General features: G+C 73.4%; 21 protein-coding genes. 12 read left to right on the top strand and 9 right to left on the bottom strand.

Going from position 1 to position 25,933, the window contains the following annotated elements; genetic code table 11:
- The first annotated feature begins 57 nt into the window (after positions 1 to 57).
- Positions 58 to 612, top strand: a complete 555-nt coding sequence (locus CLV40_RS29205; RefSeq protein ID WP_104482227.1) for a YceI family protein — start codon at positions 58 to 60, stop codon at positions 610 to 612.
- A 21-nt stretch (positions 613 to 633) separates the two neighbouring features.
- Entirely contained in the window at positions 634 to 1,068 is a 435-nt protein-coding gene (locus tag CLV40_RS29200; RefSeq protein ID WP_104482226.1) for a DUF1707 SHOCT-like domain-containing protein, read from the top strand.
- Between the two features lie 25 nt (positions 1,069 to 1,093).
- On the opposite strand, the gene CLV40_RS29195 is transcribed toward CLV40_RS29200, so the two are convergent.
- Entirely contained in the window at positions 1,094 to 3,532 is a 2,439-nt protein-coding gene (locus CLV40_RS29195; RefSeq protein ID WP_104482225.1) for a helix-turn-helix domain-containing protein, read from the bottom strand.
- A complete protein-coding gene (locus CLV40_RS29190; RefSeq protein WP_104482224.1) occupies positions 3,529 to 4,830 on the bottom strand; it encodes an Hsp70 family protein in 1,302 nt (433 codons plus the stop codon). The genes CLV40_RS29195 and CLV40_RS29190 overlap by 4 nt, the downstream gene beginning before the upstream one ends.
- Before the next feature lie 269 nt (positions 4,831 to 5,099).
- Here CLV40_RS29190 and CLV40_RS29185 point away from each other — a divergent pair, with 269 nt between their 5' ends.
- From CLV40_RS29185 to CLV40_RS29170, 4 genes are all read left to right on the top strand, one after another.
- Positions 5,100 to 6,524, top strand: a complete 1,425-nt coding sequence (locus tag CLV40_RS29185; protein ID WP_104482223.1) for an IniB N-terminal domain-containing protein — start codon at positions 5,100 to 5,102, stop codon at positions 6,522 to 6,524.
- 83 nt (positions 6,525 to 6,607) lie between these two features.
- The gene (locus tag CLV40_RS29180) at positions 6,608 to 8,368 is read left to right on the top strand and encodes a dynamin family protein (protein ID WP_104482222.1); all 1,761 of its coding nucleotides are present in this window, start codon (positions 6,608 to 6,610) and stop codon (positions 8,366 to 8,368) included.
- Positions 8,365 to 9,477: a hypothetical protein gene (locus CLV40_RS29175; RefSeq protein ID WP_104482221.1), complete on the top strand. Its 1,113-nt coding sequence runs from the start codon at positions 8,365 to 8,367 to the stop codon at positions 9,475 to 9,477. The genes CLV40_RS29180 and CLV40_RS29175 overlap by 4 nt, the downstream gene beginning before the upstream one ends.
- Positions 9,478 to 9,543: 66 nt before the next feature.
- Positions 9,544 to 10,914, top strand: a complete 1,371-nt coding sequence (locus tag CLV40_RS29170; RefSeq protein ID WP_104482220.1) for a DUF2867 domain-containing protein — start codon at positions 9,544 to 9,546, stop codon at positions 10,912 to 10,914.
- A 364-nt stretch (positions 10,915 to 11,278) separates the two neighbouring features.
- On the opposite strand, the gene CLV40_RS29165 is transcribed toward CLV40_RS29170, so the two are convergent.
- The 3 genes from CLV40_RS29165 to CLV40_RS29155 form a co-directional block, all read right to left on the bottom strand.
- Positions 11,279 to 12,061, bottom strand: a complete 783-nt coding sequence (locus CLV40_RS29165; RefSeq protein ID WP_425428245.1) for a ferredoxin family protein — start codon at positions 12,059 to 12,061, stop codon at positions 11,279 to 11,281.
- A 62-nt stretch (positions 12,062 to 12,123) separates the two neighbouring features.
- On the bottom strand, positions 12,124 to 13,386 hold the full coding sequence (locus CLV40_RS29160; protein WP_104482218.1) for a cupin domain-containing protein: 1,263 nt from the start codon (positions 13,384 to 13,386) through the stop codon (positions 12,124 to 12,126).
- A 1-nt stretch (position 13,387) separates the two neighbouring features.
- Entirely contained in the window at positions 13,388 to 13,672 is a 285-nt protein-coding gene (locus CLV40_RS29155; protein WP_104482217.1) for a BatC protein, read from the bottom strand.
- Positions 13,673 to 13,810: 138 nt separating this feature from the next.
- On the opposite strand from CLV40_RS29155, the gene CLV40_RS29150 reads away from it, so the two are divergent.
- From CLV40_RS29150 to treZ, 4 genes are all read left to right on the top strand, one after another.
- Positions 13,811 to 15,076, top strand: coding sequence for a serine/threonine-protein kinase (locus CLV40_RS29150; RefSeq protein ID WP_146108283.1), 1,266 nt, complete (start codon positions 13,811 to 13,813; stop codon positions 15,074 to 15,076).
- A 177-nt stretch (positions 15,077 to 15,253) separates the two neighbouring features.
- Positions 15,254 to 17,377, top strand: coding sequence for a glycogen debranching protein GlgX (gene glgX / locus CLV40_RS29145; protein ID WP_104482280.1), 2,124 nt, complete (start codon positions 15,254 to 15,256; stop codon positions 17,375 to 17,377).
- A gap of 45 nt (positions 17,378 to 17,422) precedes the next feature.
- Positions 17,423 to 19,666: a malto-oligosyltrehalose synthase gene (gene treY, locus CLV40_RS29140; RefSeq protein WP_104482215.1), complete on the top strand. Its 2,244-nt coding sequence runs from the start codon at positions 17,423 to 17,425 to the stop codon at positions 19,664 to 19,666.
- Positions 19,666 to 21,393: a malto-oligosyltrehalose trehalohydrolase gene (gene treZ / locus CLV40_RS29135; RefSeq protein WP_104482214.1), complete on the top strand. Its 1,728-nt coding sequence runs from the start codon at positions 19,666 to 19,668 to the stop codon at positions 21,391 to 21,393. The genes treY and treZ overlap by 1 nt, the downstream gene beginning before the upstream one ends.
- 74 nt (positions 21,394 to 21,467) lie before the next feature.
- On the opposite strand, the gene CLV40_RS29130 is transcribed toward treZ, so the two are convergent.
- Genes CLV40_RS29130 through CLV40_RS29120 form a run of 3 tightly spaced genes read right to left on the bottom strand, consistent with a single transcriptional unit; the run spans position 21,468 to position 23,122 of the window.
- Positions 21,468 to 21,935, bottom strand: a complete 468-nt coding sequence (locus CLV40_RS29130) for a hypothetical protein (protein WP_245931637.1) — start codon at positions 21,933 to 21,935, stop codon at positions 21,468 to 21,470.
- 40 nt (positions 21,936 to 21,975) lie between these two features.
- Complete coding sequence (locus CLV40_RS29125) at positions 21,976 to 22,413, bottom strand: SRPBCC family protein (RefSeq protein ID WP_104482212.1); 438 nt, start codon at positions 22,411 to 22,413, stop codon at positions 21,976 to 21,978.
- A gap of 25 nt (positions 22,414 to 22,438) precedes the next feature.
- On the bottom strand, positions 22,439 to 23,122 hold the full coding sequence (locus tag CLV40_RS29120; RefSeq protein WP_104482211.1) for a histidine phosphatase family protein: 684 nt from the start codon (positions 23,120 to 23,122) through the stop codon (positions 22,439 to 22,441).
- 405 nt (positions 23,123 to 23,527) lie between these two features.
- Between CLV40_RS29120 and CLV40_RS37505 the strand changes: the two genes are divergently transcribed.
- On the top strand, positions 23,528 to 23,968 hold the full coding sequence (locus tag CLV40_RS37505) for a hypothetical protein (RefSeq protein ID WP_146108282.1): 441 nt from the start codon (positions 23,528 to 23,530) through the stop codon (positions 23,966 to 23,968).
- 193 nt (positions 23,969 to 24,161) lie between these two features.
- Positions 24,162 to 24,416, top strand: coding sequence for a hypothetical protein (locus tag CLV40_RS29110; protein WP_104482209.1), 255 nt, complete (start codon positions 24,162 to 24,164; stop codon positions 24,414 to 24,416).
- A 38-nt stretch (positions 24,417 to 24,454) separates the two neighbouring features.
- Here the strand turns inward: CLV40_RS29110 and CLV40_RS29105 are convergent, their stop codons facing one another.
- The gene (locus CLV40_RS29105) at positions 24,455 to 25,921 is read right to left on the bottom strand and encodes a hypothetical protein (protein ID WP_104482208.1); all 1,467 of its coding nucleotides are present in this window, start codon (positions 25,919 to 25,921) and stop codon (positions 24,455 to 24,457) included.
- Between the last annotated feature and the right edge of the window lie 12 nt (positions 25,922 to 25,933).

The raw sequence follows: 25,933 nt of genomic DNA, 5'->3' as shown, positions 1-25,933 counted from the left end.
CGGTGCCACCGTTCGGGTGGTAGGCCACCGGCTCACCCCCTACGAGGAGTAATCGCCTTGACCAGCACGATCACCGGCTACATCGCGGGCACCTGGGACATCGACCCGATCCACTCCGACGTCTCGTTCGTGGTCCGGCACCTGGGGTTGACCCGCTACCGGCGCAGCTTCGAGCGGTTCTCCGGCGAGATCGTCACCGCCGCCGACCCGCTGGGCTCGACCTTCCACGCCGAGATCGACACCGCGTCCTTCGACACCGGCCTCGAGAGCTTCAACCGGCACCTGCTCGGCGGCGAGTTCTTCGACGTCGAGAACCACCCGACCGCCACGCTGCGGTCCACCGGCCTGCGGGAGCACGGCGAGCACTACCTGCTCGACGCCGACCTCACCCTGCGCGGCGTCACCAAGGCCATCACCCTCGACCTGGAGCTGCTCGGCTTCGGCGTCGGCCTCGACGGCACGCCGAAGGCCGCGTTCTCGGCGAGCACCACGATCAGCCGGGCGGACTTCGGGATCGTCTTCCAGAGCAAACTGGCCAACGGCAACCTCGCCGTGGGCGACGAGGTACGCGTACTGGTGGAAATCGAGGCCGTGCACCGCGAAGCCGCCTAGGTTCCGCGTAAACTGGCGGCCATGGGGAGCGAGGCGGAGATCCGGGTCGGGACGTCCGACCGCGAGCGGGCCGTCGAGGCGCTGGCCGAGCACCTGGCGGGCGGCCGGTTGGAGATCTCCGAGTACGAGCAGCGCTGCGCCGCCGCCACGGCCGCCCGCGTCCGGGCCGACCTGCGCGCCCTCTTCGTCGACCTGCCCCGACCACACCCGACGTTCGACCCGGCCCCCACCCCGGCGCCCGCGCCCGTACCGGTGCCGCGCGGGGTGGCGCAGCCGCAGCCGGAGCAGGCGAACGGGCTGTGGGAACCGCACCGGACGCACCGCAACAACCGGGGGCTGTTCGCCTTCCTCGGTGTCGCGGGCGTCAGCACGGTGGCCGTGGTGGCGTTCACCGGCACGTGGTGGGCGCTGGCCCCGCTGGGCATCCTCGCCCTGATCCTGGTCTTCACCTCGTAGCCGATCCGTCCACTGTGGACGGAGATCAGCCCGCGATGCGCTCGCCGAGCAGGGTGCGCAGCTGGGCCAGCAGGTCGCCTCGGCTGGTGGCGCCCAGGCGCGACCGCATCCTGGCCATGTGGTGCTCCACGGTTTTCGCGGAGATGAACAGCCGGTCGCCGACCTGCTTGTACGTCAACCCCACCAGCACCAACTCCGCGACCTGCAGCTCGCGGTCGCTCAACCGCGCCATGCCGGACGGGTCGGGCGCCGCCCCCTCCGACCGCGTGGCCGCGCTGCCGCGCAACGCGCGGGCGCAGTCCAGCAGGCCGAGCATGCGCTTGCGGTCGGTCGTCCGGATGGCCGCCTGACCGGCCAGCCGCGCGCCGTCCCAGCGCAGTCCCGCGGTGTGCAGCCCCCGGGCCGCCTTCTCCACTCGTTCAGCGTCCACTTCGGACCCTCCGGCGATGTCGAGCCAGCAACGGGCCGCGTCGGCCAGCGCGGCGTGGAACAGTCCGGCCTCGGCGGCCCCCGCCAGCGCCTCGGCGTGCGCGACCGCGGTCGCGTGCCTGCGCGCGGTGACCTCGGGGGCCTCGGCCGTGGTGATCTCCGCGGTGATCTCCGCGTGCAGGCAGTGCCAGTGCAGCACCGACGCCCACGCGGGCGGGTCGCCCAGGTCGCGCAGCAGCGCCCAGGCCCGGTCCAGGTGCGGGGCGAACCGCTCGCGGTCGCCCAGCCGGGCCGCGGCGACCGCGAACTCGCCCAGCGGCAGCAGGGTGAACAGGTCGACCTCGTGGCGGACCACCGCCTCGTAGGCCTGCTCCCAGATCCCGCGCAGCGCGGCCAGGTCGCCCGCCCGCCGGGCGGTGCCAACCGCCAGCCCGACCTCGAACAGCCGGTCCCGGGGCGTGCGCCGCGCGGTCCCGGCGACCGCGGCCGGGTCGTCGCGCGGGGTGTCCCCGCGCACCATCGCGACCCAGGCGGCGAGCAGCGCGTGCCGGGGTCGCAGCAGGTCACCGCCGGTGCCCGCGTCGAGCGCGCGGGCCAGCAGCGGTTCGGCGATACCCAGTTCACCGCTGTGCACGGCCAGGATCGCGCCGAGCGCGGCGGGGCTGTCCGGGATCAGCACGTGCCGCCCGACCGGTGCCAGCACCTCGGCCGCACGCACCACTGTGGACAGTGCGGCGGCGCGACCGGAGACCGAGTCGAGCACGCCCCGAGCGGCCAGCGACATCGCGGTGGCGAACAGCGTCGGCGGCTCGTTGCCCGCCGGGGCGCTCACCGCGGCCCGAGCGTCGTCGAGTCTCCCCGCGGCGGCCAGGCCGATGGCGGCGAACGGACCGGATCCGGCCCACTGGTACAGCTCCGCGCTGCGCGCGGGCTGGCCGCGGTAGGCCAGCGCGGCGGCGGCGACCCGCGCCGCGCGGTGCTCACCGGCCGCCACCAGCGCGTCCGCCCGGCGCAGCGCGGCGTCCAGGTCACCGGAGAGCGCCTCGGCCTCGGCCCGGCCGACCTCGTCGACCGGGTGCCCGGCGTGCTCGGCCGCCGCGTGCAGGCGCACGGCCAGCGCGGGTTCGGCCTCCGCGGCCGCCGCCGCGTACACCGCGCCCGCCGCCGGGCTCGACGCCTCGGCGGCCAGCAGCGCGGTGGCGAACTCGCGGGTCGGCCCGGTGCGGCCCAGCCGCGCGGCGGCCAGCCGGTCGTGCACGTCCGCGCGCCGGTCGGCGGGCACGAGCACCCGCAGCGCCGCGGCGGCCAGCGGCAGCAGGGTGCCGTCCGGCGCCAGCAGCCCGGTGGCGCGGGCCTGGTCGACCAGGGCGGCGGCCTCGGTCGGCGTCCGGTCGAGCAGCCCGGCCAGCGCGGTGGCGTCGGCGTTGACCTCGGCGGCGAGCAGCGCGGTGACCTGGTCGGCGGGCAGCCGCTCGACGTCGAGGCGGAACTCCTCCACGGCGGCGGGCGGCAGGTGGTCGGTGCCGGGCGGGTGCGGCAGGTGCGGGGCGACGCGGTGCACCCAGCCCGGCACGCCCCCGGTCTGCGCCAGCACCAGCGGCGCGGCGGCGGGGTCGCCCGCCAGGGCCCGCAGGCAGGACTGGGTGCGGGTGAGGTCGAAGGGCCGCAGCACGACCTGACCCCGCAGCCGACCCAGCAACGCGGTCAGCGCGGCGGGCCGGGGTCGGGGGCGGGCGGCGACGACCAGGCAGGCGCGCGCGTCGGCGGCGTAGTCGGCCAGTTCGGCGAAGTCGTTGTCGGACAACAGGTGCGCGTCGTCGACCAGCAGCAGCGGCCCCTCGGCCGTGCCGGGCCGGTAGCGCCGGGCGGACCCGGTCGCGGCGAGCAGGTCGAGCAGCGCGGTCTTGCCGTGGCCGCCGGGGGCGATCACGGCCAGCCGCACGGGGGTGAGCGCGCCGCCGGTGATGGCCGCGCAGAGCCGCCGGGTGGGCTCGTCGAGGAGCAGTTCGTCGGGGTGCGCGTGGCCGGGGATCACGGCGTGTCCCGGTCCTCGTCGTGCCGCGGCCTGCGCGGTCTCGGCAGCCAAGCGGGTGGGCCCTGGCGGGCGAACCGGCCGCGGGGTGGGCGCAGCGGGGTGATGCGCACCGGGGGCCGCGGCGGCGGCTCGTCCGACACGTCCATTGTGGACATCGGCGCCGGGGTCGGTCCGGCCTGGTCGACCGGCACCAGGCCGGGCGCGCTCTCCGGGTCGCGCACCAGCGGTCCGGCCGGGCCCAGGCGCGGCGGTTCGGCGGGCTCGCGCGGGCTGACGGCGAGCGCGGCGCCGCGCGCGGGGGCGGTGGCCGGGTCGTCGAGCACGGGGCTGTCGGCGAGCGCGGCGACCAGCGGGATCCGCGCGGTGCCGCCCGCGAGCACGGCCGTGGCCTCGGCGGGCGCGCGGGCCAGCAGGGTGCGGGTGGCGGTGATGGCCGGGACCAGCAGCGGGTGGACCAGTTCGTCGAACCGGGCGCGGGTCACGGTGACGTCGGTGCGCAGGTGCGGCACCGGCACGCGGACCTCGGTCGCGGTGGAGAGCCGCTCTTTGGCTGTGGCGCAAGCGGTGCGCAGCAGCGCGGGCCCGGCCGCGGCGGCCAGGTCGGGCACGGTGTGGTCGTGGCGTTCCGCGTGTTCGGCGGCGGCCAGGACGTGGCGCGCCAGCACATCGTCGACGGCGGCGCCTGCGTCGGGGGTCACGTGGTGGGCAACGAGGTCGAAGGCCGCCGGGGTACGGCGCAGCACCGCGTGTTCCACCAAATGGCCGCCGAACAGGGCGACAACCAACTCCTCGCCCGCGGCGAGCCGAGCGACCGCGTGGTGGGCCTCGGCGGCGGCGACCACGGTCGGGATCAGCACGGCCCCGGGGAAGCCCGCGTCGCGCAGCGCGTCGCGCAGCAGCCCCCGTCGGAGGTTCCCCCACTCAGGTGGGTGGGTGACGGCGAGTCGCTCCGGCGGGCCACCCTCGGCCTCGGCGACCACGTCCACGATCCAGGTGACCAGGGCGGCCAGCAGGGTCTCGGCCGGGTAGAGGTCGCCGCCGAGCAGGATCGCGGTGTCGTCGCCGACCCGGTCGACCACGGCGCGGGCGACGAGGTCCGGCCTGCTCGCGGCCAGCTTGTCCGCCGCGCGGCCGACCAGCACCGCGCCGTCGGGGGCGAGGCCGATGACGGCGGGCACCCAGCGCGCGCCCGCGTCCAGCGCGACCACCTCCGCCGGTCCGCGCCCGCCCGGCGCCCGCCTGCACACCGCCGCCGCGCCGCGGGTGCGGCCGACGTCGACGCCGAGGACGTAGGGCATCGCGGGAGTCCTCCTGGTGGGCCACGGGATGGGTGCGCTCGGACACCGAGGGCAACGTTGGGCTGTTCGTACCACGTACCACGGCGGGTCACACAGCCCCAGGCGGTGATTATGACACCCCCTAATCCCCTAATGAGTTAACGAGCGTCATCCTTTCGGGTAGGGGGCAGGACGGGGAGTCATCCCCGATGCCCGGTTCGGCCGCCGCCCCTAGCGTCGGTAACCGTTCAAGATCAGGTACGCACGCCCCACCGAGGAGACCGAGAGCGTTGAGCGCTTCCGCCCAGAGCACACCGGACCAGCCGCTTGCCCCCGTCCTGGCCGACCAGTCCTTCGCCCCCGACCCGACGCTGCACGACTTCGTGCTGACCCTGCTGACCGACGAGGCCGCGCGGTCCGCGTTCACCGCCGACCCCGCCGCCGCGCTCACGGGCGCGGGCCTCGGCGACATCACCGCGCAGGACGTGCAGGACGTGGTCCCGCTGGTGCTCGACTACGCCGACACCGGCGCGAACCCGGTGGACCTGGGCGCGGTCGACCTCGGCGGCGACCCGATCTCCGGGCTGAGCTCCGTGGCCGCCGCCGCGGGCGCGGGCGACTCGGAGCTGCGCTTCGACGGCACCGACGTCGCCGCGAGCACCGCGGGCGCCAACTCCGCCGTCGGCTACCTGGCCGACGTCGAGACCGACGGCCACTCCCTGAGCGGGGCGGGCGTCCTCGAGACCGACCAGCTCACCGCCGACGGCTACCTCGACGCGTCGCTGAGCCGGGTGACCGCGGCGACTTCCGGTGAGACCCAGTTCGGCGACTACCGCACCGGCCTGGTGGCCTCGACCGACGGCGTCGCCGCCGAGGCGAGCGCGGGCGCGTTCACCGCGGGCACCGAGTTCGACGGCGGCACCGCCACCGGCGGCTTCGCCCTCGGCACCGGCGGCGTCGACGCGGGCGCCGGGTTCGCCGCCTCCACCGCAGGCGTCGCCGGGACGGTCGAGTTCGGCCAGTCCACCTTGGGCGTCGAGGTGTCCGGTTCCGGCGCGAGCGCGGTCACCCCGCTCGGCGACATCGACCTCGACAGCTCCATCGACCCGACCAGCGCGCTCGACTTCGGCTCCGACCTCAACGGGCTCGTCGACCCCACCGCGCTGCTCGACGGGCCGCTGGACGCGGGCGACCTGCTGCGCGGCGGCGACCTGTCGGCGGGCACGGTGGCCGACTACGTCTCCTCCGGCGGCGAACTGCTCGGCTCCGCGCCCGGGAACCTGGGCGGCTTCCTGACCAACGTCCCCGGCGCGGTCACGCTGCCGACCTCCCCGGCCGACGTGCTGGACCAGGCCCAGCTCGCGGACCTGCCCGCCGTCGACCAGCTCCCGGTGGACCTCCCGGCGGACCTGCCGACCGACCTGCCCGGGGCGCTGCCAGTCGACGTGCCCGCGGACCTCCCGGTGGACCTGCCCACCGACCACCTGCCGACCGACCTGCACGGCGCGCTCCCCGAGCTGCCGCACCTGCCGGTCGACCTGCCCACCGAGATCCCGGCGCTGCCGGACCTCCCGGTCGCCAACCCGCTGCCGGACGTGACCAGCGGCGTCACCGAGTCGGTCGGCGGCCTGGTCGGGGGCACCCCGCTGGGTGGCGAGCACGCGGACCTGCCCGACGTCGGCGGGCTGGCGGGCGATCTGGGGCTCGGCCACTGACCAGGGCCGCGACGGGGCCCGGCGCGCTGCCGGGCCCCGTCGGGTCGCCCCGACCGGGTGAACCGGGCACACTCCACCGGGTGATGTCCGCACCGCCCTGGCTGGAGATCCTGGACGACACGATCCGCGCGTGCGCCGCCCGGCAGCGCGGTGACCTGGTCGACCGGCTGCTCGACCGGCGCGCCAAGCTGCTGGAACCGGGCAGGCGCGTGGTGGTCGCGGGCTTCCCCGGGAAGGGCAAGAGCCACCTGGTCAACGCGCTGGTCGGCGCCGAGGTCTGCGCGGTAGGCGACGACCTGACGACGACCGTGCCGACCGTGCTGCGGCACGCGGAGCAGCCGACCGCCGCGCTGGTCACCGCGCGGTCGAGCCCGGCGGACGCCCCGGTCGACGCCGTGACCGCGCGGGCCAACCAGCTCGCGTTCGTGCGCGGCGACGTCGTGCGCGCCGAGGTCGGGCTGCCGCGCGCGCTGCTCGGCGCGGGCCTGGTGCTGGTCGACTCGCCCGGGTTCGGCGCGCCCGGCTGCCCGCGCACCGAGCGGGCGATGACCGCGGTGGCCGACGCGGACGCCGTGCTGGTGGTGACCGACGCGACCACCGAGCTGAGCCCGGTCGAGCTGGAGCTGCTCACCCAGGTCGGCCGGTTGTGCCCGACGGTGCTGGTGGCGCTGACCAAGATCGACCTGGTGCCGGGCTGGCGGCGGGTCGCCGAGGCTGACCGGCGGCACCTGGCCCGGGTCGGGGTCGCCGCGCCGCTGGTGCCGGTGTCGTCGGTGCTGCGGGCGGCGGCGGTGCGGGCCGAGGACCAGGCGCTGAACCGGGAATCCGGGTTCGCCGAGCTGATCGGCTGCCTGCGCCGCGACGTGCTCACCGACCCGGGCCGGGTGGCCGCCCGGGCCGCGGCGGCGACCAGCGGGCTGGCCGTGGAGCAGCTGATCACGCCGCTGCGCGCGGAGTGCGCCGCGAGCCCCGACCCCGGGCAGGCGCGGGCGAGCGCGGAGTGGCGGGCCGCGACCCTGCGCGTGGAGCGGCTGGGCCGGGAGAGCGCGCGGTGGCAGACCCGGCTCACCGACGACGTCGCCGACCTGGTGTCCGATTTGGACTACGACCTGCGGGAGCGCACGCGCCGGATCCTGCGCGAGGTCGACGACTACTTCGACGCGGCCGACCCGGCGAAGGTCTGGCCCGAGTTCGACGACTGGGTGCGCGACAGCCTGACCGAGGTGGCCGAGGTGCACGCGGGCTGGCTGCTCGACCGGTTCGAGTGGATCGCCGCGCGCGTCGCCCGGCAGGTCGTCCCGGATGCGGAGCGGCTGCCCGCGCGGGTGCTGCGGGACCTGGCGGGCGAGCACACCGAGGCGTTGCGCACGCCGCCGATCGAGAAGTTCACGCCGGTGCAGAAGGCGTTCGTCGGTCTGCGCGGCTCGTACAGCGGTCTGCTGATGTCCGGTCTCGCGACCACGCTGGCCGGACTGCCGCTGATCAACCCGATCTCGCTCGGCGCGGGCGTGGCGTTCGGCGCGCGCAGCGTGTTCGAGGAGCGCGGAGCGCGGCTGAAACGCCGCCAGGCGGTGGCCAAGACGACCGCGCAACGGCACGTCGACGACTTCTTCCTGCGCTACAGCAAGGAATCCCGCGACGCCACCCGGTACGCGCACCGCGCGCTGCGCGACCGGTTCACCGAGGTCGCGCAGGAACTGCGGGAAGCGGCGGCGGAGTCGGCCCGGGAGCTCAAGCGCGGCATCGACGCCGAGGCGACCCGCCGCGCTCGGGACCGCGCCGAGCTGGAGCGGCTGCTGGCGCTGCGCGACCGGATCGAGGCGGTGCGGGGGCTGAGCGCGTGAACCCGGTGTGGCCGCTGGTCGACCAGGCCCTGTCCGCGTACCGCGACAGCCCGCGCCTGCCGCACCTGCGCGCCCGCCTGGCCCGGTTGGAGGGGCCGTTGCGGATCGCCGTCACCGGCGCGCCGGAGTCCGGGCGCACGACGTTGCTGGCGGCGGTCGTCGGCGAGCCGGTGCCCGGTGGTCGGATCGCGGTGGAGTGGCCGGGTGGGGCCGAACTGGTCGAGTTCACCGACGGCGATCCGTCCGATGTGGACGCCGTGGTTCACCTCCTGCCACATCCCGGCGCGCTGCCCGACACGGATCCGGTGTCCACCGTGGTCGCTCTGTCCCGCGCGGACGAGCTTGGCGGCGGCCGAACGGATGCCTTGACGTCGGCCCGGCGGGTGGCCCGGCGGCACGCGTCGGCGGAGTTGGGGGAACGCTGCCAGGACGTGGTCGCCGTGGCCGGGCTGGCGGGGTTGGGCGGGGCGTTGTTGACCCGTGCCGAGGTCGCGGAACTGGTCGGTCTGGCGGGTTTGCCGCAGTCGGACCTGGCCTCGATGCTGCTGTCGGCGGACCGGTTCACCGCGCACCCCGGCGCCGACGAGTTGGTGGGCCGGTTGGGGTTGTTCGGGGTACGGCTGGCGGTCGAGTTGGTGCGTCGGGGTTTCGGGGACTCGCTGGGCGCGGAACTCGTGCACGCCAGCGGGATCGCGGACCTGCGGGAGGCGATCACCCGGAACCTGGTCGAGCGAGCGCAGGTCCTGCGGGTCCGGTCGGCCCTGCTGGCGATCGGGTCGGCGCTGCGCGAGGATCCCCGGCCCGCACTGGCCGCCGAGGTGGAGCGCGCCCTGGTCAGCACCCACGAGACCCGCGAACTGCGCCTGCTGTCGGCCCTCCGGCTGGGTCGCGTGAGCCTGGGCGAGGCGGACCGCGAGGCGCGCCAACTGCTGGGCGAGCGGGGGACCGCGCCGAACACGCGCCTGGCGCTGTCTGGCGAGCCCTACGAGACGTTCCTGCGCTGGCGCGCCCACGCCGAGGACGGCGCTTTCGACCACCGGCAGCGCCAAGCCGCCGCGGTGGTCGTGCGCACCTGCGAGGCCCTGGTGAGCGCGGGCCACGTGCGCTGAAGTGGTGACCGGGTGGCCGCCGGGCTACCGTCGTGGCGGGTTCGTCGACCGGTGGGGGGTTGGGTCATGATCGCGGTCGCGGGGGCGAGCGGCTACGTCGGCCGCAAGGTGGTCGCGGCCTTGGACCAGCCGGTAGTGGCCCTGGGCCGCCACCCGGAGGCGTTGCCCCACGGCGAGAACGTCCACCGTCGCGCGGTGGACGTCGCGGACACCGCGGCGCTGGCGTCCGCGCTGGAGGGCGTGGTGACGGCGTACTACCTGGTGCACGCCATGGCCGCGGGCGGCGACTTCGCCGAACGGGACCGCGCGGCGGCCCGGTCGTTCGCCGAGGCCGCAGCCCGCGCAGGCGTGCGGCGGATCATCTACCTGGGCGGCCTGGGCTCCGGCGCGCTGTCGCCCCACCTGGCCAGCAGGCAGGAAGTCGGCCGAGTGCTGGCGGAGGGCCCGGTGCCGGTGGTGGAACTCCGCGCGGCGGTGATCGTCGGCGCGGGCAGCATTTCGTTCGAGATGCTGCGCTACCTGACCGAACGCCTACCCGCCATGGTGTGCCCGCGGTGGGTGGGGAGCCGGGTGCAGCCGATCGCGGAGGCGGACCTGCTGGCGTGCCTGCTGCGGGCGGCGGACGAGTCGGTGCCCGCGGGGGTGCACGAGATCGGCGGACCGGACGTGGTGACGTACGAGGAGCTGATGCAGCTCTACGCCACCGTGCGCGGCCTGCCCCGACGGCGGATCGCCCGCGTTCCCCTGCTGACGCCGGGTTTGTCGGCGCACTGGGTGAACGTGGTGACCCCGGTCGACCGCGCGGTGAGCCGTTCCCTGATCGACAGCCTGACGACGGATGTCGTAGTGGAGCGGCCCAGCCCGGCCTTCGGCCTGGCCCCGACAGCGATGACCGAAGCCATACAGTCCACATTGGACTCCCAACGCGACGCGATCGCGACCGACGTGTTCACCTTCACCAACGGCCTCCAGAACGGCGTCTACACGCTGGCCACCCAGGTCCCCGTCCCCCACTCGGACGCCCCAGCCGCCCGCCTGGACCTCCGCCGCTGCGGCGGCACCCTGCGCTGGTACGGCTGGGCCTGGGCGTGGTGGCTGCGGATGCTGCTGGGCCGGGCCTTCGGCGAAAAGCTCCGCCTCCAGCGCCCGCCGAAGGTGGAGAAGGGCGCGGAGGTGGATTGGTGGACGGTGGAGGAATACGGGGACAGTTACATCGTCCTGCGCACGGAGAAGTGGTTCTGCGGCGAGGCCTGGCTCGGCTACCGGATTGGCGGGAGCAGACTGGAACAGGTCGGCGCCCTCCGCGCGAAGGGCCTGCTCGGCTGGGCCTATTGGCGGGCCGTGTACCCGATCCACCTGGTCGTCTTCCGGGTGATGGCGAAGAAGCAGGTGACCCGAGCCCACCGCCTCGCCCAGGAAAAGCCCACCTCTGTTTGACGGACCTCCACCTCGGCCCCACGGCATCATTCGCGCTGATCCACGGCGCACCCGAACGAACCGGGCCGGTAGGCCAACACCCCACGCATTCACCAAGCGGCATCGGCGGAGGTCGGCTGGAACAGGCAGGCGCTCGCCACTCGACGCACTTCTGGACCTGCCAGCAGCCCGTCCACCTGCCCTCCGCCTCGCCCAAGCAAAGCCCACCGCTGTTGAAGATCAGCCACCCCGGCCCCCAAGAGCACAGCCCCCGCCCTTCCTGTGAGGGGGGACAGCCCTGCTCCAGTCTGTTTGGGGTTGAGCTACGGGGAAGGGGGCGCGGATTGCCGTGGATGAACTCGGGCGATGTGGACAACTCTTGCAATCACGAACCGGCGCGGGTGAAGCCGCGGAAGGTGCCTGGGCCTGGGGCTTTGCAGGTCAGGCCGGAGTCGCTGCGGTGTTGGGTGGTTGCGACGCGCAGGGTGGGTGCGTCTTCTAGTTGCACATCCCAGACGCCTTCGGCAACGCGTTCGACTGAGAGCGGGGGGTGGGAGTCCACGGACAGGTTGCCTGTCCGCTGTCGGGTGAAGTGCTGGGCCGCCTGCACGGGTGCCGTGTACGCGGAGCGGCCTCGGTGGCGCTCCAGCAGGAGCTGGCCGGACTCGTGGGCCGCGACGAGACGCGGGGCTTCCGACGGCAACACCTGTCCGTAGTACAACCCGTGCGGCAGGACCAGAACATTGGCGGCGAAGCGGTCCCCGCCGATATGCGTGCACTCCCAGGTGTTCTCCGGGCGCTCCGCCGCCAAAGCCGCCGCCACCGGCCGGCCCATGAGCGCGCAACAAGTGTCGTGACGGCCATGAGCGCAAACGAGGTACAACGGCTCTGCGGACTCCACCCCCGACCCCGGGGAGATCTCCAGCAATTCCGCAGGGTCGGAGAACTCGTTCCACCACAGCCGCTCCGCCCCCGGACGCGAGTCCACGAAAGCCCACCGGCGCCGCGAAGAACCAGTGCGCCCCGGCCGACGAATCAACAACACCCGCGCACCAAGCGAACCAGCCCGACGCGCAAGGGAATCCACCACCCGCGAAGGCAGATCCGAGTCCTGCCAAGCACGAGGTCCCCACGCCCCCGGCTGCTCCACCAACAACCAAGAACGCACCGGAGGCGCAGTCGCCACGAGCGAGTCCCCACGCCGGAGTGCGGCCGAAGCGCAACGCTCGGTCACGCCCCCGCCCCGACGGGAACCAGGATCCCCTCCCGCAACAACCGCCGAACCAGAACGGTCTGATCCGCAACCGTCAACCCCGGCAACATCCCAATGGTCTGCACATCCCCGCTCAACAACGCCTCCACCGCCGGAGCAGTGTCTCCCGGCAACGAGATCTGATCACCAGGCACATCCAGCAAAACCCGATCCCCGCGAACCGAGACTCGATACCGCTGCCCACCCCGCAACCGCACCAGGTCCCCACCCGACACCGACGCCGCCGCGGAAGCCTGCGCCAGCGGCCCCAAGGGCTCCGGACGCGCCCCCGCCCACACCCGGTTCCGCACCCGCCCCGCCACATCCTCCGCCGACACCGACCCCAAGACGCGCCCCAACGCCTCGACCGTGGCCGTCAGGTGCGAAGCGATCTGGTCCGGGTCCGAGACGTCAATACCCAGCGGCAGCGTCGACCGCAGGGACGGGTCGTCCCCCGCCAGCGCCAGCAGCGCCTCCACCAACGCGTACCTGGTCAGCACGTGCACGCCCACCGTCAGGTGCGCGGACACCTCGCCCAGGGCCTTCGCCGAGTGGAGGTATCCGCGCGGTAGGTACAGCGCGTCCCCCGGGGACAGGACCGCTTCAAGGGTCGGTTCCTCCTCCGCTCGTTCCTCCACCGCCCGCCGGTGCCGGTCCCACGGTTGGGACCGCAGCGGGTCGGCGTGCACGGGCTCGTGCACCATCCACCGCTTCTGCCCGGCGATTTGCAGCACGAACACGTCGTGCACGTCGTAGTGCGCCGCGAAGCCCTGTGACGACGGTGGGGTGACGTAGGCGTTCACCTGCACCGGGTGCCCCAGGTCGACCCCCAGCGCACCCGCGAAGTCGATCAGCGGGGGCCACAGCCGGTGCAGACCCTGCAGGACCAGCGTGCTGCCCTGGTCGAACAGCCGCGCCACCTTGTCGTCGGCGACCTGGTCGGCGATCTCCGCGCCGACTCCCCCGCCGCGGGTGAACTGCTCCGACGACAGCACCGCGCCGTCGCGGGCCACGCGCAGGAACGGGGTGCGCAGGCCGCGGCGGGACAGCAGCTCGTCCACGTCGGCCAGGGTGAGCAGGTCGGCGAAGCCACCTGGGACGGCCCGGCGCAGCAGCGGGGCGCGGCCCCAGTGCCGCTCGGCGAACTCGTCCGGGTCGGTGCCCAGGCAGCGGCGCAGGGCCGGGCGGTCCGGTGCGGACCACCCGGCCCCGGGCGTCGGTCGGTCGGCCAGGGCGGTCATCTCACCAGCCCGCCGAGCCGTCGGCGCCACCGTCCGCCCCGCCGTCGCCGCCGCCGTCGGCCGCGCCGTGGTCGGCACCGGCACCGCTGTCCGCTCCGCCGTCGGCGCCACCGTCGTGACCACCGGGGGTACCGGAGGCGCCGTGGTCGGCCACGCCCGCGGCGCTGCCGTCGGCGCCACCGTCTGCCCCGCCGTCGCCACCGCCGTCAGCGGCGCCGTGGTCGGCGGCTGCGCCCCCGTCGGCACCGATGTGGCCGCTGCGGATGTCGTCGTCCTCGAGTGACATGGCTCCTCCAAACGTGGTGGTGTGCGGTCAGCTGCTTGATACCCCCGAACGGGTAAAGCCACTCCTCCGACCAGCGAACTCCCACCGGTCGGGTTTCACGTTTGTGCCGAAAGGGGCTCGGGTACCTCCCGTCGGGGCGTGACGCGCGGGAGGTGGCATGTGGAGACCGGGACGCTGCTCGACGATCGGTACCGACTCGAGGAGCTGATCGGTTCGGGCGGCATGGCCGACGTGCACAGCGCGGTCGACACCCGGCTGGGCAGGCGCGTCGCGATCAAGCAGTTCCACCCGCGCGCCGACGGCGCCACGGTGGCCAGGCTGGAGAGCGAGGCGCGCTTATTGGCGGGTCTGTCCCACCCCGGCCTGGTGCGGGTCTACGACGTCGCCGTGGACAACGACCACCCGTACCTGGTCATGCAGCTGGTCGAGGGCGGCACGCTGCGCCATCGCCTGAACGACGGCGTGCTCCCGGCGGGTGAGACGGCCCGCATCGGTGTCCGGCTGGCGGCGATCCTCGGGTACGTGCACTCCCGGGGCATCGTGCACCGCGACGTGAAGCCGTCCAACGTGCTCATGGACAGCTCGACGGACGGCCAGCCCGCTGACTGCTACCTCGCCGACTTCGGCATCGCCCGCGCCTTGGACGGCGCGCGCTTGACCTCCACCGGCCACTGCGTCGGCACCGCCGCCTACCTCAGCCCCGAGCAGGTCAAGGGCGACCCGACCGGGCCGCCCGCCGACATCTACTCCCTCGGCTTGGTCCTGCTGGAGTGCCTGACCGGCACCGCCGCCTTCGAGGGCGCCGCCATCGAGACGGCCCTGGCCCGGCTCTCCCGCGACCCCGAGGTGCCGTCCTGGCTGCCCGCGGTGTGGGCGAACACGCTGACCGCCATGACCGCGCGGAACCCCGATGAGCGCCCCGACGCCACCGAGTGCGGTCACCTGCTGGCCACCGCCGCGCTGCTGGGCCCGCTGGCCTCGCCGGAGCCGAAACCGAAACCCGACGAGGCCGACGACCCGCGGCCCGGCACCGCCGAACTGCCGGTGCGCGGCCGGTCGCCCGGCCTGGTGCACGCGAGCCTGATGGCGGGCGCGCTGCTGGTCGGCGGGACGGCCGCGCTGCTGTCCACCGGCGCGTCGGCCGCGGAGCAGCCGGCGACGGAGCCCGCTGCGCACGTCGTCGTGTCAACCCCGCAGACCACGTCCCCGCCGCTGACCGCCGCGCCGCTGCCGGTGCGCGCGGCGACCGGCGTCATCGAGGTGCCGACCGTGCAGACCAAGGTCATCACGGTCACCCGGCAGGCCCCCGTGACCCGTGAGCGCCCGCGGTGGGGTGGTGGCGGCTGGGGTGGCTGGGGTGGCGGGTGGGGGAACGACTGGGGACCCGGCGATGACGGCGGCTGAAATCCGGCACCCGAGTCGGTGACGACGCGCACAGCCCCCGCGCGTCGCCATAGGCTTGACGCAGGCGCTGCACCCGGCAGGCCCCACACTCGAAGCGCACCCCGACCGAACTGATCAAGATCGCCCCGAGCCGCAGGCGACCAGCCGTGCCGGCCGGGGGTGACCGAGGAGAACCGCGTGCGGCCCTGGCCAGGAACCCCCTACCCGCTCGGCGCGACCTACGACGGCGCGGGCACCAACTTCGCGGTCTTCTCCGAGGTCGCGAGCCGGGTGGACCTCTGCCTGTTCGAGCCGGACGGCACCGAGCGCCGGGTCCGGATGCCGGAGGTCGACGGCTTCGTCTGGCACTGCTACCTGCCCGGCGTGCTGCCCGGCCAGCTCTACGGCTACCGGATCACCGGCCAGTACGACCCGGCGGCGGGCCAGCGGGCCAACGACGCGAAGCTGCTGCTCGACCCGTACGCGAAGGCCGTGCACGGCGAGGTCGACTGGGACCAGTCGGTGTTCGGCTACCCCTTCGGCTCCCCGGACGAGCGCAACGACGACGACTCGGCGGCGCACACGGTCAAGGGCGTGGTGGTCAACCCGTTCTTCGACTGGGCAAACGACCGGCCGCCGAAGATCCCCTACAACGAGAGCGTGATCTACGAGGCGCACGTGCGCGGCCTCACCATGCGGCACCCGGGGATCCCGGAGGAGATGCGCGGCACGTACGCGGGCCTGGCGCACCCGGTGGTGATCGACTACCTGAAGCGGCTCGGGGTCACCGCGATCGAGCTGATGCCCGTGCACCAGTTCCTGCACGACCACGGCCTGCAGGAGCGCGGCCTGCGCAACTACTGGGGCTACAACACCATCGCGTTCTTCGCCCCGCACGCGGAGTACGCCAGCCAGACCGCGCAGGGCGCGCAGGTCGCCGAGTTCAAGGCGATGGTGCGCACGCTGCACGAGGCCGACATCGAGGTCATCCTCGACGTGGTCTACAACCACACCGCCGAGGGCAACCACCTCGGGCCGACGCTGTCCATGCGCGGGATCGACAACGAGGCGTACTACCGGCTCGTCGAGGACGACCGCCGCTACTACATGGACTACACCGGCACCGGGAACTCGATGAACGTGCGCAACCCGCACACGTTGCAGCTCATCATGGACTCCCTGCGCTACTGGGTCACCGAGATGCGGGTGGACGGCTTCCGCTTCGACCTGGCCGCGACCCTGGCCCGCGAGTTCTACGACGTGGACCGGCTGTCGGCGTTCTTCGACATCGTCCAGCAGGACCCGGTGATCAGCCAGGTGAAGCTGATCGCCGAGCCGTGGGACGTCGGCCCCGGTGGCTACCAGGTCGGCAACTTCCCTCCACTGTGGACGGAGTGGAACGGCAAGTACCGCGACACCGTGCGCGACTTCTGGCGCGGTGAACCGGCCACCCTGGGCGAGTTCGCCTCGCGCATCACCGGCTCGTCGGACCTCTACCAGGAGGACGGCCGCAAGCCGTTCGCCTCGATCAACTTCGTCACCGCGCACGACGGGTTCACCCTCAACGACCTGGTGTCGTACAACGACAAGCACAACGACGCCAACGGCGAGAGCAACCGCGACGGCGCCGACGACAACCGGTCGTGGAACTGCGGCGCGGAAGGCTCGACCGACGACGAGGACGTCAACGAACTGCGCGGCCGCCAGCGCCGCAACATGATCGCCACCCTGCTGCTGTCGCAGGGCGTGCCGATGCTGCTGCACGGCGACGAGCTGGGCCGCACCCAGCACGGCAACAACAACGCCTACTGCCAGGACACCGAACTGTCCTGGGTGGACTGGTCGCTGCTGGAGACCAACGCCGACCTGCTGGAGTTCACCAGCCGCGCGGTCGCGCTGCGCGCCGCGCACCCGGTGTTCCGGCGCAGGCGCTTCTTCGCGGGCCGCCCGATCCGCCGCGGCGACGAGCTGCGCGACATCGCCTGGTTCACCCCCGCCGGGCAGGAGATGTCGCACGAGGACTGGGAGTCCGGGTTCGGCCGGTGCATCGTCACGTTCCTCAACGGCGAGGGCATCCCGGACCTCGACGCGCGCGGCGAGCGGGTCACCGATGACTCGTTCCTGCTGTGCTTCAACGCCCACCACGAGGACATCGAGGCCACCGTGCCCGACGGCGACTACGGCGCCGAGTGGGAGGTGGTGCTCGACACCGCCACCGGCGAGGTGTCCGCGCCCGAACCGGCGACGTACTCGGGCAAGAGCACGCTGGTGCTGCCGTCCCGGTCGTTGATCGTGTTGCGCCGCACCGGCGTCGAGGAGTAAGCGAGAGGGCGAGACGAGAACACCCCGGCCGTCGAACGAGGAGCGATGGAGTCCACCTACCGCCTGCAGCTGCGCCCGGGTTTCGGTTTCGCCGAAGCCGCCGACATCGCCGAGTACCTGGCCGAGCTGGGGGTCGGCGCGGTGTACACCTCGCCGGTCCTGACCCCGACGCCCGGGTCGACGCACGGCTACGACGTCGTCGACCCGACGCGGGCGAACCCGGAGTTGGGTGGTGAGGCGGGCCGGGCGGCGATGGTCGCGCGGTTGCGGGCGCTGGGGCTGGACCTGGTGGTCGACATCGTGCCCAACCACATGGCCGTGGAGGTGCCGTCGGCGAACCAGTGGTGGTGGGACGTGCTCGCGCACGGGCCGTCGTCGCGGTTCGCGGGGCACTTCGACATCGCGTCCTTTCCCGTTCTGGTCCCGGTTCTGGGGTCGGACGACGAGGTCTCGCAGCTGACCGTGGACGGCGACCGCCTGCGCTACCACGACCACGAGTTCCCGATCGCGCCCGGCACAGGGGAAGGCACCGCGCAGGAAGTGCACGAGCGGCAGCACTACCGGCTGGTGGACTGGCGCCGGGCGAGCAAGGAGCTGAACTACCGCCGGTTCTTCGACATCACCACCCTGGCCGGGGTCAGGGTCGAGGTCCCGGAGGTGTTCGAGGACACCCACCGCGAGGTGCTGCGCTGGATCGCCGACGGCGACGTGCAGGGGCTGCGGGTCGACCACCCGGACGGCCTGGCCGACCCCGGTGGCTACGCGGAGCGCCTGGCGGAGCGGGCAGGGTGCTGGATCGTGGTCGAGAAGATCCTCGAACCCGGCGAGTCGCTGCCCGCGTCCTGGCCGGTGGCCGGGACCACCGGGTACGACGCGCTGCGCGAGGTCTGCGGGGTGTTCGTCGACCCCGCGGCGGAGAAGGCGGTCAACGCGATCGCCGCCGACCTGGGCGTGCCGACCGACTACGGCTCGGTCGTCGACGAGTGCAGGCGGCTGATCACCGACACGTCCCTGGCCGCCGAGGTGACCAGGATCGCCCGACTGCTGTCCGATGTGGACATCGAACGAGCCAGCCGCGTGGTGGCCGAGGTCATGGCCGCGTTCCCGGTGTACCGGTCGTACCAGCCCGAGGACGACGAACACTGGCTCGCCGCCGTCGAGGCGGTGCGCGGCACGCACCCGGATCTCGCGGACGCCGTGGACACCCTGGACCGCCAGGTGCGCGCCGACCCGCGCGGCGAGTTGGCGACCCGGTTGCAGCAGACGTCCGGGATGGTCGTGGCCAAGGGCACCGAGGACACCGCCTTCTACCGCTACACCCGGTTCGTCGCGCTGAACGAGGTCGGCGGCGACCCGGGCCGCTTCGGCGTGGGCCTCGACGAGTTCCACGCCGCGCAGGCGTCCCGCGAGGCCACGCACCCCAGGGCGATGACCACGCTGTCGACGCACGACACCAAGCGGTCCGAGGACGTGCGCGCGCGGCTGGCCGTGCTCGCGGAGATCCCCGACGAGTTCGCCGAAGTGGTGCGCCGCTGGACCGAACGGCGCGGTCTGCCGGAGCCGACGCTGAACCTGCTCGCCTGGCAGACCCTGGTCGGCGCCTGGCCGATCACCGCCGACCGGTTGGCGGACTACCTGACCAAGGCGTCCAGGGAGGCCAAGGTCCGCACGTCGTGGACCGACGGCGACGAGGAGTTCGACGCGGCCGTCGCGGCGTGGCCGCACCAGGTGCTCGGCGACCCCGGGCTGCTGGCCGAGGTGCGCGCCTTCGCCGCGCGGATCACCCCACCCGGCTGGTCCAACGCGCTGGGCCAGAAGCTGCTGCAGCTGGCCGGTCCCGGGATCCCGGACGTCTACCAGGGCACCGAGCTGTGGGATCTGTCCCTTGTGGACCCGGACAACCGCAGGCCGGTCGACTTCACCGAGCGCCGCGACCTGCTGGACAAGCTCGCCGCGGGCTGGCCGCCGCCGGTCGACGAGACCGGCGCGGCGAAACTGCACGTGGTCCGCACCGTCTTGCGGCTGCGCCGGGAGCGGCCGGAGCTGTTCACCGGCTACCGGCCCGTCGGCGCGGAAGGACCCGCTGACCAGCACGTCGTGGCGTTCGAACGGTCCGGCTTGATCGCCGTGGCCACCCGCTTCCCGGCCCGGCTGACCGACTGGGGCGGCACCCGGCTGGCGCTGCCCGTGGGAAGCTGGGTGGACCAGCTCACCGGCCGCGCCAGCGATGGCGACCTGGCCGAAACGCTCGCCGACTACCCGGTCGCCCTGCTGCTGCGAGGAGAGTGATGGCCCCCGTCTCGGTCGAGGGTTTCCGCGTCTGGGCTCCCGAGCGGTCCCGCGTGCGCGTGGAAGTGGGTGGCGCGCGGCACGAACTGGCGCGTGACAGCCGCGGTTGGTGGCGAACGGACATCACCGCCGCCCCGGGCGACGACTACGCGTTCCTGGTGGACGAAGACGAGAAACCGCTGCCGGACCCGCGATCGCGGTGGCAGCCGTCCGGGGTGCACGGGCCGTCGCGCCGCTACGACCACGGCGCCTTCCAGTGGACCGACGCGGGGTGGCGCGGCCGGGCGCTGCCGGGCAGCGTGCTCTACGAGCTGCACATCGGCACGTTCACCCCGGAAGGCACGTTCGACTCGGCGATCACCCGGCTGGACCACCTGGTCGCGCTCGGCATCGACCTCGTGGAAGTGTTGCCCATCAACGCTTTCGACGGCGTGGCGGGCTGGGGCTACGACGGTGTGCTGTGGGGCGCGGTGCACGAACCCTATGGCGGACCGGACGGGTTCAAGCGGTTCGTCGACGCCTGCCACGCGCGCGGGCTGGGCGTGGTGCTCGACGTCGTCTACAACCACCTCGGCCCGTCGGGCGCCTACCTGGACCGGTTCGGGCCGTACTTCAAGGGCAGCAACATCTGGGGCCCGTCGCTCAACCTCGACGGGCCGCACTCGGACGAGGTCCGCGGCCTGGTCATCGACAACGCCCTGGGCTGGCTGCGCGACTTCCACGTCGACGGGCTGCGGCTCGACGCGGTGCACGCGCTCGTCGACGCGCGCGCCACGCACCTGCTGGAGGAGCTGAGCGCGGAGGTCGACGCGCTGGCGGCGGGTCTGGGCAGGCCGCTGACGCTGATCGCCGAGTCCGACCTGAACAACGCCCGGCTCGTGACACCACGGGAAGCGGGCGGCACCGGGCTGCACGCGCAGTGGTGCGACGACATCCACCACGCGCTGCACGTGGCGCTGTCCGGCGATGTTTCCGGCTACTACGGCGATTTCGACGGCGCGCTGGCGACGACGCTGCGGTCCGCCTTCTTCCACGCGGGCACGTGGTCGTCGTTCCGCAAGCGCACGCACGGCAGGCCGGTCGACGTCAGAACGACGCCGGGGCACCGGTTCCTGGCCTACCTGCAGAACCACGACCAGATCGGCAACCGCGCCACCGGCGACCGGCTGACCGCGACGGTGTCGCCCGCGCGCGCGCTGTGCGGGGCCGCGATCGTGTTCTGCTCGCCGTACACGCCGATGCTGTTCATGGGCGAGGAGTGGGCCGCGGCCACGCCGTGGCAGTTCTTCGCGTCGTTCCCGGACCCGGAGCTGGCCGAGGCGGTGCGGACGGGTCGCAGGCGCGAGTTCGCCGAGCACGGCTGGGGCGAGTCCGAGGTGCCGGACCCGATGTCCCCGGACACCGTCGCGAACTCCACTTTGGACTGGTCGGAGATGGAGAGGCCCGAGCACGCTTCGGTCTTCGAGACCTACCGGGCGCTGATCGCGTTGCGGCGCGCGCACCCCGAGCTGGCGGACCCGAGGCTGGACCGGTTCGTGGTGGAGTCGGGGCCGGGGTGGCTGCTGCTGCACCGGGGTTCGCTGCGGCTGGCGGTGAACCTGGGCGCCGAGCCCGCGTCCGTCCCGTCGCCCACCCGCGGCGTGTTGTTGGCGTCCACGGGAATCGCGGCCACACCGGACGGGCTCCTGCTGCCGCCGGACACCTTCGCCGTGATCGTCGCGGCCTGAGCACCAGTCTTGGCCGTGTCGTGCGGGACACGGCCAAGACTGCCCACGTGCGCGGGCCTCGAGGGTACCGGGATCTACTCCACCGTGCGGCGGTAGCGGACCTCCCGGTTGGGTCCCGGCAGCGCGAACCTGCGGATGAGATAGGTGAGTGCGGCACCGATCAGCAACCACACGATCGCGGCCAGGCCGTAGTTGAACAGCACGGCGGCCTTCGCCGAGTCCGGTGTGAACAGCCCGTCGAAGCCGAGCGAGACGCCGGAGGAGAAACCGTCCACGAAGGACGCGAACCCGTTCTTCGGGTTGGCCTCGGCGAGGACCAGGATGATCTGCGCGACCAGCACGACCGCGAACAGACCGACGACGAACGTGATGGCCGAGCACACCATGCGCACGGTGCGGACTCGACTGGCGTAGCTGTCCTCGACGCGCTCGCGGACGACCTCTTCCTGGGCGGGCCGCACGTACTGGTCATCGGAGTACGCCGGTTCCTGCCTGGGTAACGCTCGGGTCCGCTGCGGGTCAGGCTCCTGCGGAGGGGTCATGCCACCATGGTCGCACCGCTTGCACGGACCCGCTTGACAGTCAACCCCCGTAGCGCCGCACCAGGCGGTCCAGCGTGGCGCGGATGGCCTTGAGGTTCTTGGCCGGGAAGCCGACGAGGGCCAGCAGGAACCCGATGCGCGCGGTCGACCAGTCGAAGGTCTCGGTCACCTCGGTGCGGCCGTCGCCGAGGTCGGTGAGCTGCCAGCGCCAGCGGTGGCCGTAGAAGTGCCGCCAGGCGATGAGCCGGTTCTCCTCGTACTCCACGACGGTGTTGCGGATCTTGTAGGGCAGCCCCATCCGCATGTCCATGCCGAAGTGGTCGCCGAGCCCGAGCTTGCGCGGACCGGTGCTCCGGGAGGCGAGGACCGACCCCGACCCGTCGAGCTCGGGGTGCTTGGCGGGGTCGGTCAGCAGCGCGAACAGCTCCGCGGCGGGCGCGGCGACGACCCGCGTGTCGGACACCTGGCGAGGGGACATGGCGCGGATGTTACCCGCGAGTCACTTACGTGGGTAGTGCGGGCTGGGCCGGGTCGGTGTCGAGGTGGGCGGTGTCGTTGAAGCCCCGCACGAGCCAGTTCGACCCCTCGACGACCAGGTGCGAGATGCTGCCGTTGTCCGGCCCGAAGAACGCGAACGGCCGCGACCGCGCCGCCTGTGCGAGCAACTCACCGATCACCCCGCCGTGGGTGAACACGGCGAGCCGCTGCCCCGGGTGCGCCTCGGCCAGCCGGGTGACGGCCTGCTTGAGCCGCTTGGCGAAGGCGTCGACGGACTCGGCACCGGGGATGACGTCCCACCGCTCCTCCCGCCGGAACCGCTGGGCGACGGGACCGTCCTCGGCGATCATCCGCCGGAAGACACCGCCTTCCCACTCACCCAGGAACACCTCGCGCAGGTCGGCCTCGACGGTCGAGGTGAGGCCGGTGGCGGCGAGGAAGGGGGCGGCGGTCTCGACCGTGCGCCGCAGCGTGGTGACGTAGACGGCGTCGATGCCCATGGAGACGAGGCGGGCACCGACCCGCTCGGCCTGCTCGCGCCCACCGGGGGCCAACTCGGGATCCCCCTGCCCGTCGACGAGGTCGAAGATCACCCCGTCCTGGGCGGGCGCGGATTCCCCGTGCCGCACCAGGATGAACTCGGTGGCGCCTGCGCTCGGCGCGAAACGGGCCTGGCGGTACTCGGACATGGGCCCAGAAGATCAGCTCCCCCCGGTGCCGTCAATCCCCTGGCGGGCTTGTTCGGCAACCGTCCACCGGACCGATCGCGTGGAGCTACCCTCGACCCACCGACCGCGGCAGGGGCCCCGATGACAAGCCCAACCGACCCGTCGACTCGCTGGTCTCGCACCAGGCCACCACGCGTCGCGCCAAGATCGGGCGCCTGGTCACGGCGCGGCTCGAGTTCCACTCGGCCGTCCTGGACCCCGAGGCGCAGCCGGACCCCGAGGCATTGGCCGGGTTGCACTGGAACCAGCGGTTGGGCCAGGTACTGCGGCTGATCGTGGCGCGGCAGCTGGCCGACCCGGACGCCAAGAGCACCGAGCACGTGCGCGGAGTCGAGGCGGCGGCGGTGTTGGCCAGGGCGCTACGCGGTGGCGGGTGTGCTGGGCGAGGCGGGATCCGAGGTGCCACTGGCCTTCGACCCGGAGCGGGGGTCGTGGTTGCAGAAGATGGTGGCCCGATCCGAGGAACCGGCCACCGAGGAGGCCGTGGCGTCCCGGCTCGCGCAGATCGAGCACGCCGTGGAGACCCACGTGCTCACCGCCAAGCAGGCTGAGATCGACGCCGCGCAGGGCGACACCGTGGCCAAGTTGTTGACCGCGTTGGCGGGCACTCCCGACGCGGATCATCCAGATTGGATCGGTGTTGCTGGTCAAGGTGAATGGCGTGCGTTCAGTGCGAAATTTGACCACCGACGAGATGATCTACCTCAAGAAGCACCCCACCGCCGTCCAGGACCCGACACGGATTCTCCTTCTGCTGCAACAGGCCCCGCCCACCGAGGTCGCGCGGGCGAGCTGGCAGCCGGGTGACGCGAGGTCGCCCTGACAGGGGTACGGGATCGCTCTCGGTGGGTGCGCCGCCCACGGGTTGGCGCAATGTCGCGGGCGTTGGGGTGGCAACGGGACTTCGGCCGTGGTGAGGCGATCATGGGGCGCGCCATGATGTGCCTCGCCAAGATCGTTCAGGCGCTCCCCTTCCCGGCAGATGTGAGGAGAACAGCCAGTGGCCACGTACAAGACCTTCTACCAGGTCGGCGGTACCAACGGGCAGTGGACCCCGGACGCGAAGCTGGACATCGCCATCAGCAGCCGCAGTGAGGTGCTGGGGGCGTCGGCCCCCGCCACCGGTACCACCGTCACCTGGAGCGGGCCCCGGGGCAGCGCCACCGTCACGTTCTTCGACAACGGCGCCACGTTCCAGGGTACGGCCCAGTTCCCGAACGAGGGCCCGATCGGCTACCGCGGGGAACGCGTCTGAGACACCCCGCCTGGGGCCCGCGGGCCCCAGGCGGGGTGTCAGATCAGCAACTGCGCCATCCGTTCGCGCAGTGTCGGATCGGGTTCCTCCGCCACAGCGACCCGCAACACCGCTTGGACAACCGGTTCCCACGACTCCGGTCCCCACCCGGTCAGGGTTCGGACGCCCACCGCGCGGTTGTCCAGCACCGGGGACCGGACGGCGGTCAGCACGAATTCCGTGCCCTGGCCCGGGAAATCGCGGAGACCGGTGACCACGGTGCCCAGCACCACGTGCGCCGACCACCGCCGCGCGACCGCCAGGATGTCCGCCGGGCCGGAGGCCAGCTCGCCCAGGGGCAGGGTCGAGCCCGCCAGCTCCAGGATCGTCGGCAGGCGCTCCGCGGTGGCCTGGGACATCAGGGTGAACCAGTCGTCGTCGGCGAGGGTGGCGCGCAGGCGCCGGACGGTCGCGGGGAAGCGGTCGATGCCCAGCCGGGCGGCGGCGTAGCTGGCGTCCTGGAAGGCGCGGTCGTCCGGCGACTCCAGGTCGCGCAGGGTCAGGCCGTGCCAGCGCGGGTCGGCCATCAGGTCGCGGCAGCGCCGGACCAGGCTGTCGTGCCGGGCCAGGTCCCAGCCGCGCGCGTACCGCTCGTCCCACCCGGGACCGGCGAGGAACTCCTCCACCCTGGCCACCGCGACGAAGTGCCGCAGGTCGGTGCCGTGCCGGGCGAGGTGCCCCACCAGCAGCCACAGCGCCAGCGACGCGTCGTCGTAGTCGTCGACGCCCTCGGCCGGGCCGCCCTCGATCAGTCCACAGAGGATGTCCGAGGCGCCGTCGAGCAGTTCGGGGTCGATCTCCTGGGCCGCCAGGGCGTCGGCCAAGCGGCCCACAGTCGCGGCCCGGAAGGCGAGGTAGTTGTCCACGACGGAGTTGCGGAAACCGCCGCGCAGCAACCAGTCCCGCACCTCGGCACCCGCCGGTTCGGCGAACTGCTCGACCGCGGTGATCCGACCCCACCCGTCGACGCCGCGGGCCAGGGCCAGCAGCACCGGCTCCGGGTCCGGGTGCGTCGCGCGCACGGCCGCGACGGCGAACCGGGTGAACTCCTCGTGCCTGCCGACGAGCAGCAGCAGCTCGGTGTCGGCCGACCCGAGCAGCGCGGTGCCGAACTTCACCGGCGCCCGGTGCCGCGCGCCGGTCACCAACCGGCGGGCCAGCACCCCGGTGTCCAGGTCGAGCCCGCGCACCCGGGCCAGCACGTCGTCGAGCTGGGCCACCACGTCCGGTTCGCACAGCGCGGCGTACAGCGGCTCGTACCCGGACGGGTCCCGCGCCGCGACCGCGACCAGCTCGGGCACCCCGGCGGCGCCCCGGCCCGCGTACTCCACACCGGCCCACCGGGTCCGGCCGCCGCCGTGGGACGCGTCGATCTCGTCGTCGGGCAGGACCTCGCCGCCGGGGAGCAGACCGCGGCCGCCCGGGTTCAGGTGCGCGGCGATGTGGTCGTGGATGCTGGTCGGCACGCTCCCATTGTC

Source organism: Actinokineospora auranticolor (genome assembly GCF_002934265.1).
GTDB classification, from domain to species: domain Bacteria; phylum Actinomycetota; class Actinomycetes; order Mycobacteriales; family Pseudonocardiaceae; genus Actinokineospora; species Actinokineospora auranticolor.
The sequence above is the reverse complement of the archived record's forward strand: the minus strand, read 5'-3'. Positions and strand labels throughout refer to the sequence as shown.

What these genes read in the sequence shown, in the direction of transcription:
- CLV40_RS29200 (WP_104482226.1), top strand. Translation starts at nt 634, where the DNA reads ATGGGGAGCGAGGCGGAGATCCGGGTCGGGACGTCCGACCGCGAGCGG.
- CLV40_RS29190 (WP_104482224.1), bottom strand. Translation starts at nt 4,830, where the DNA reads ATGCCCTACGTCCTCGGCGTCGACGTCGGCCGCACCCGCGGCGCGGCG.
- CLV40_RS29180 (WP_104482222.1), top strand. Translation starts at nt 6,608, where the DNA reads ATGTCCGCACCGCCCTGGCTGGAGATCCTGGACGACACGATCCGCGCG.
- CLV40_RS29170 (WP_104482220.1), top strand. Translation starts at nt 9,544, where the DNA reads ATGATCGCGGTCGCGGGGGCGAGCGGCTACGTCGGCCGCAAGGTGGTC.
- CLV40_RS29160 (WP_104482218.1), bottom strand. Translation starts at nt 13,386, where the DNA reads ATGACCGCCCTGGCCGACCGACCGACGCCCGGGGCCGGGTGGTCCGCA.
- CLV40_RS29155 (WP_104482217.1), bottom strand. Translation starts at nt 13,672, where the DNA reads ATGTCACTCGAGGACGACGACATCCGCAGCGGCCACATCGGTGCCGAC.
- treY (WP_104482215.1), top strand. Translation starts at nt 17,423, where the DNA reads ATGGAGTCCACCTACCGCCTGCAGCTGCGCCCGGGTTTCGGTTTCGCC.
- treZ (WP_104482214.1), top strand. Translation starts at nt 19,666, where the DNA reads ATGGCCCCCGTCTCGGTCGAGGGTTTCCGCGTCTGGGCTCCCGAGCGG.
- CLV40_RS29130 (WP_245931637.1), bottom strand. Translation starts at nt 21,935, where the DNA reads ATGACCCCTCCGCAGGAGCCTGACCCGCAGCGGACCCGAGCGTTACCC.
- CLV40_RS29125 (WP_104482212.1), bottom strand. Translation starts at nt 22,413, where the DNA reads ATGTCCCCTCGCCAGGTGTCCGACACGCGGGTCGTCGCCGCGCCCGCC.
- CLV40_RS29120 (WP_104482211.1), bottom strand. Translation starts at nt 23,122, where the DNA reads ATGTCCGAGTACCGCCAGGCCCGTTTCGCGCCGAGCGCAGGCGCCACC.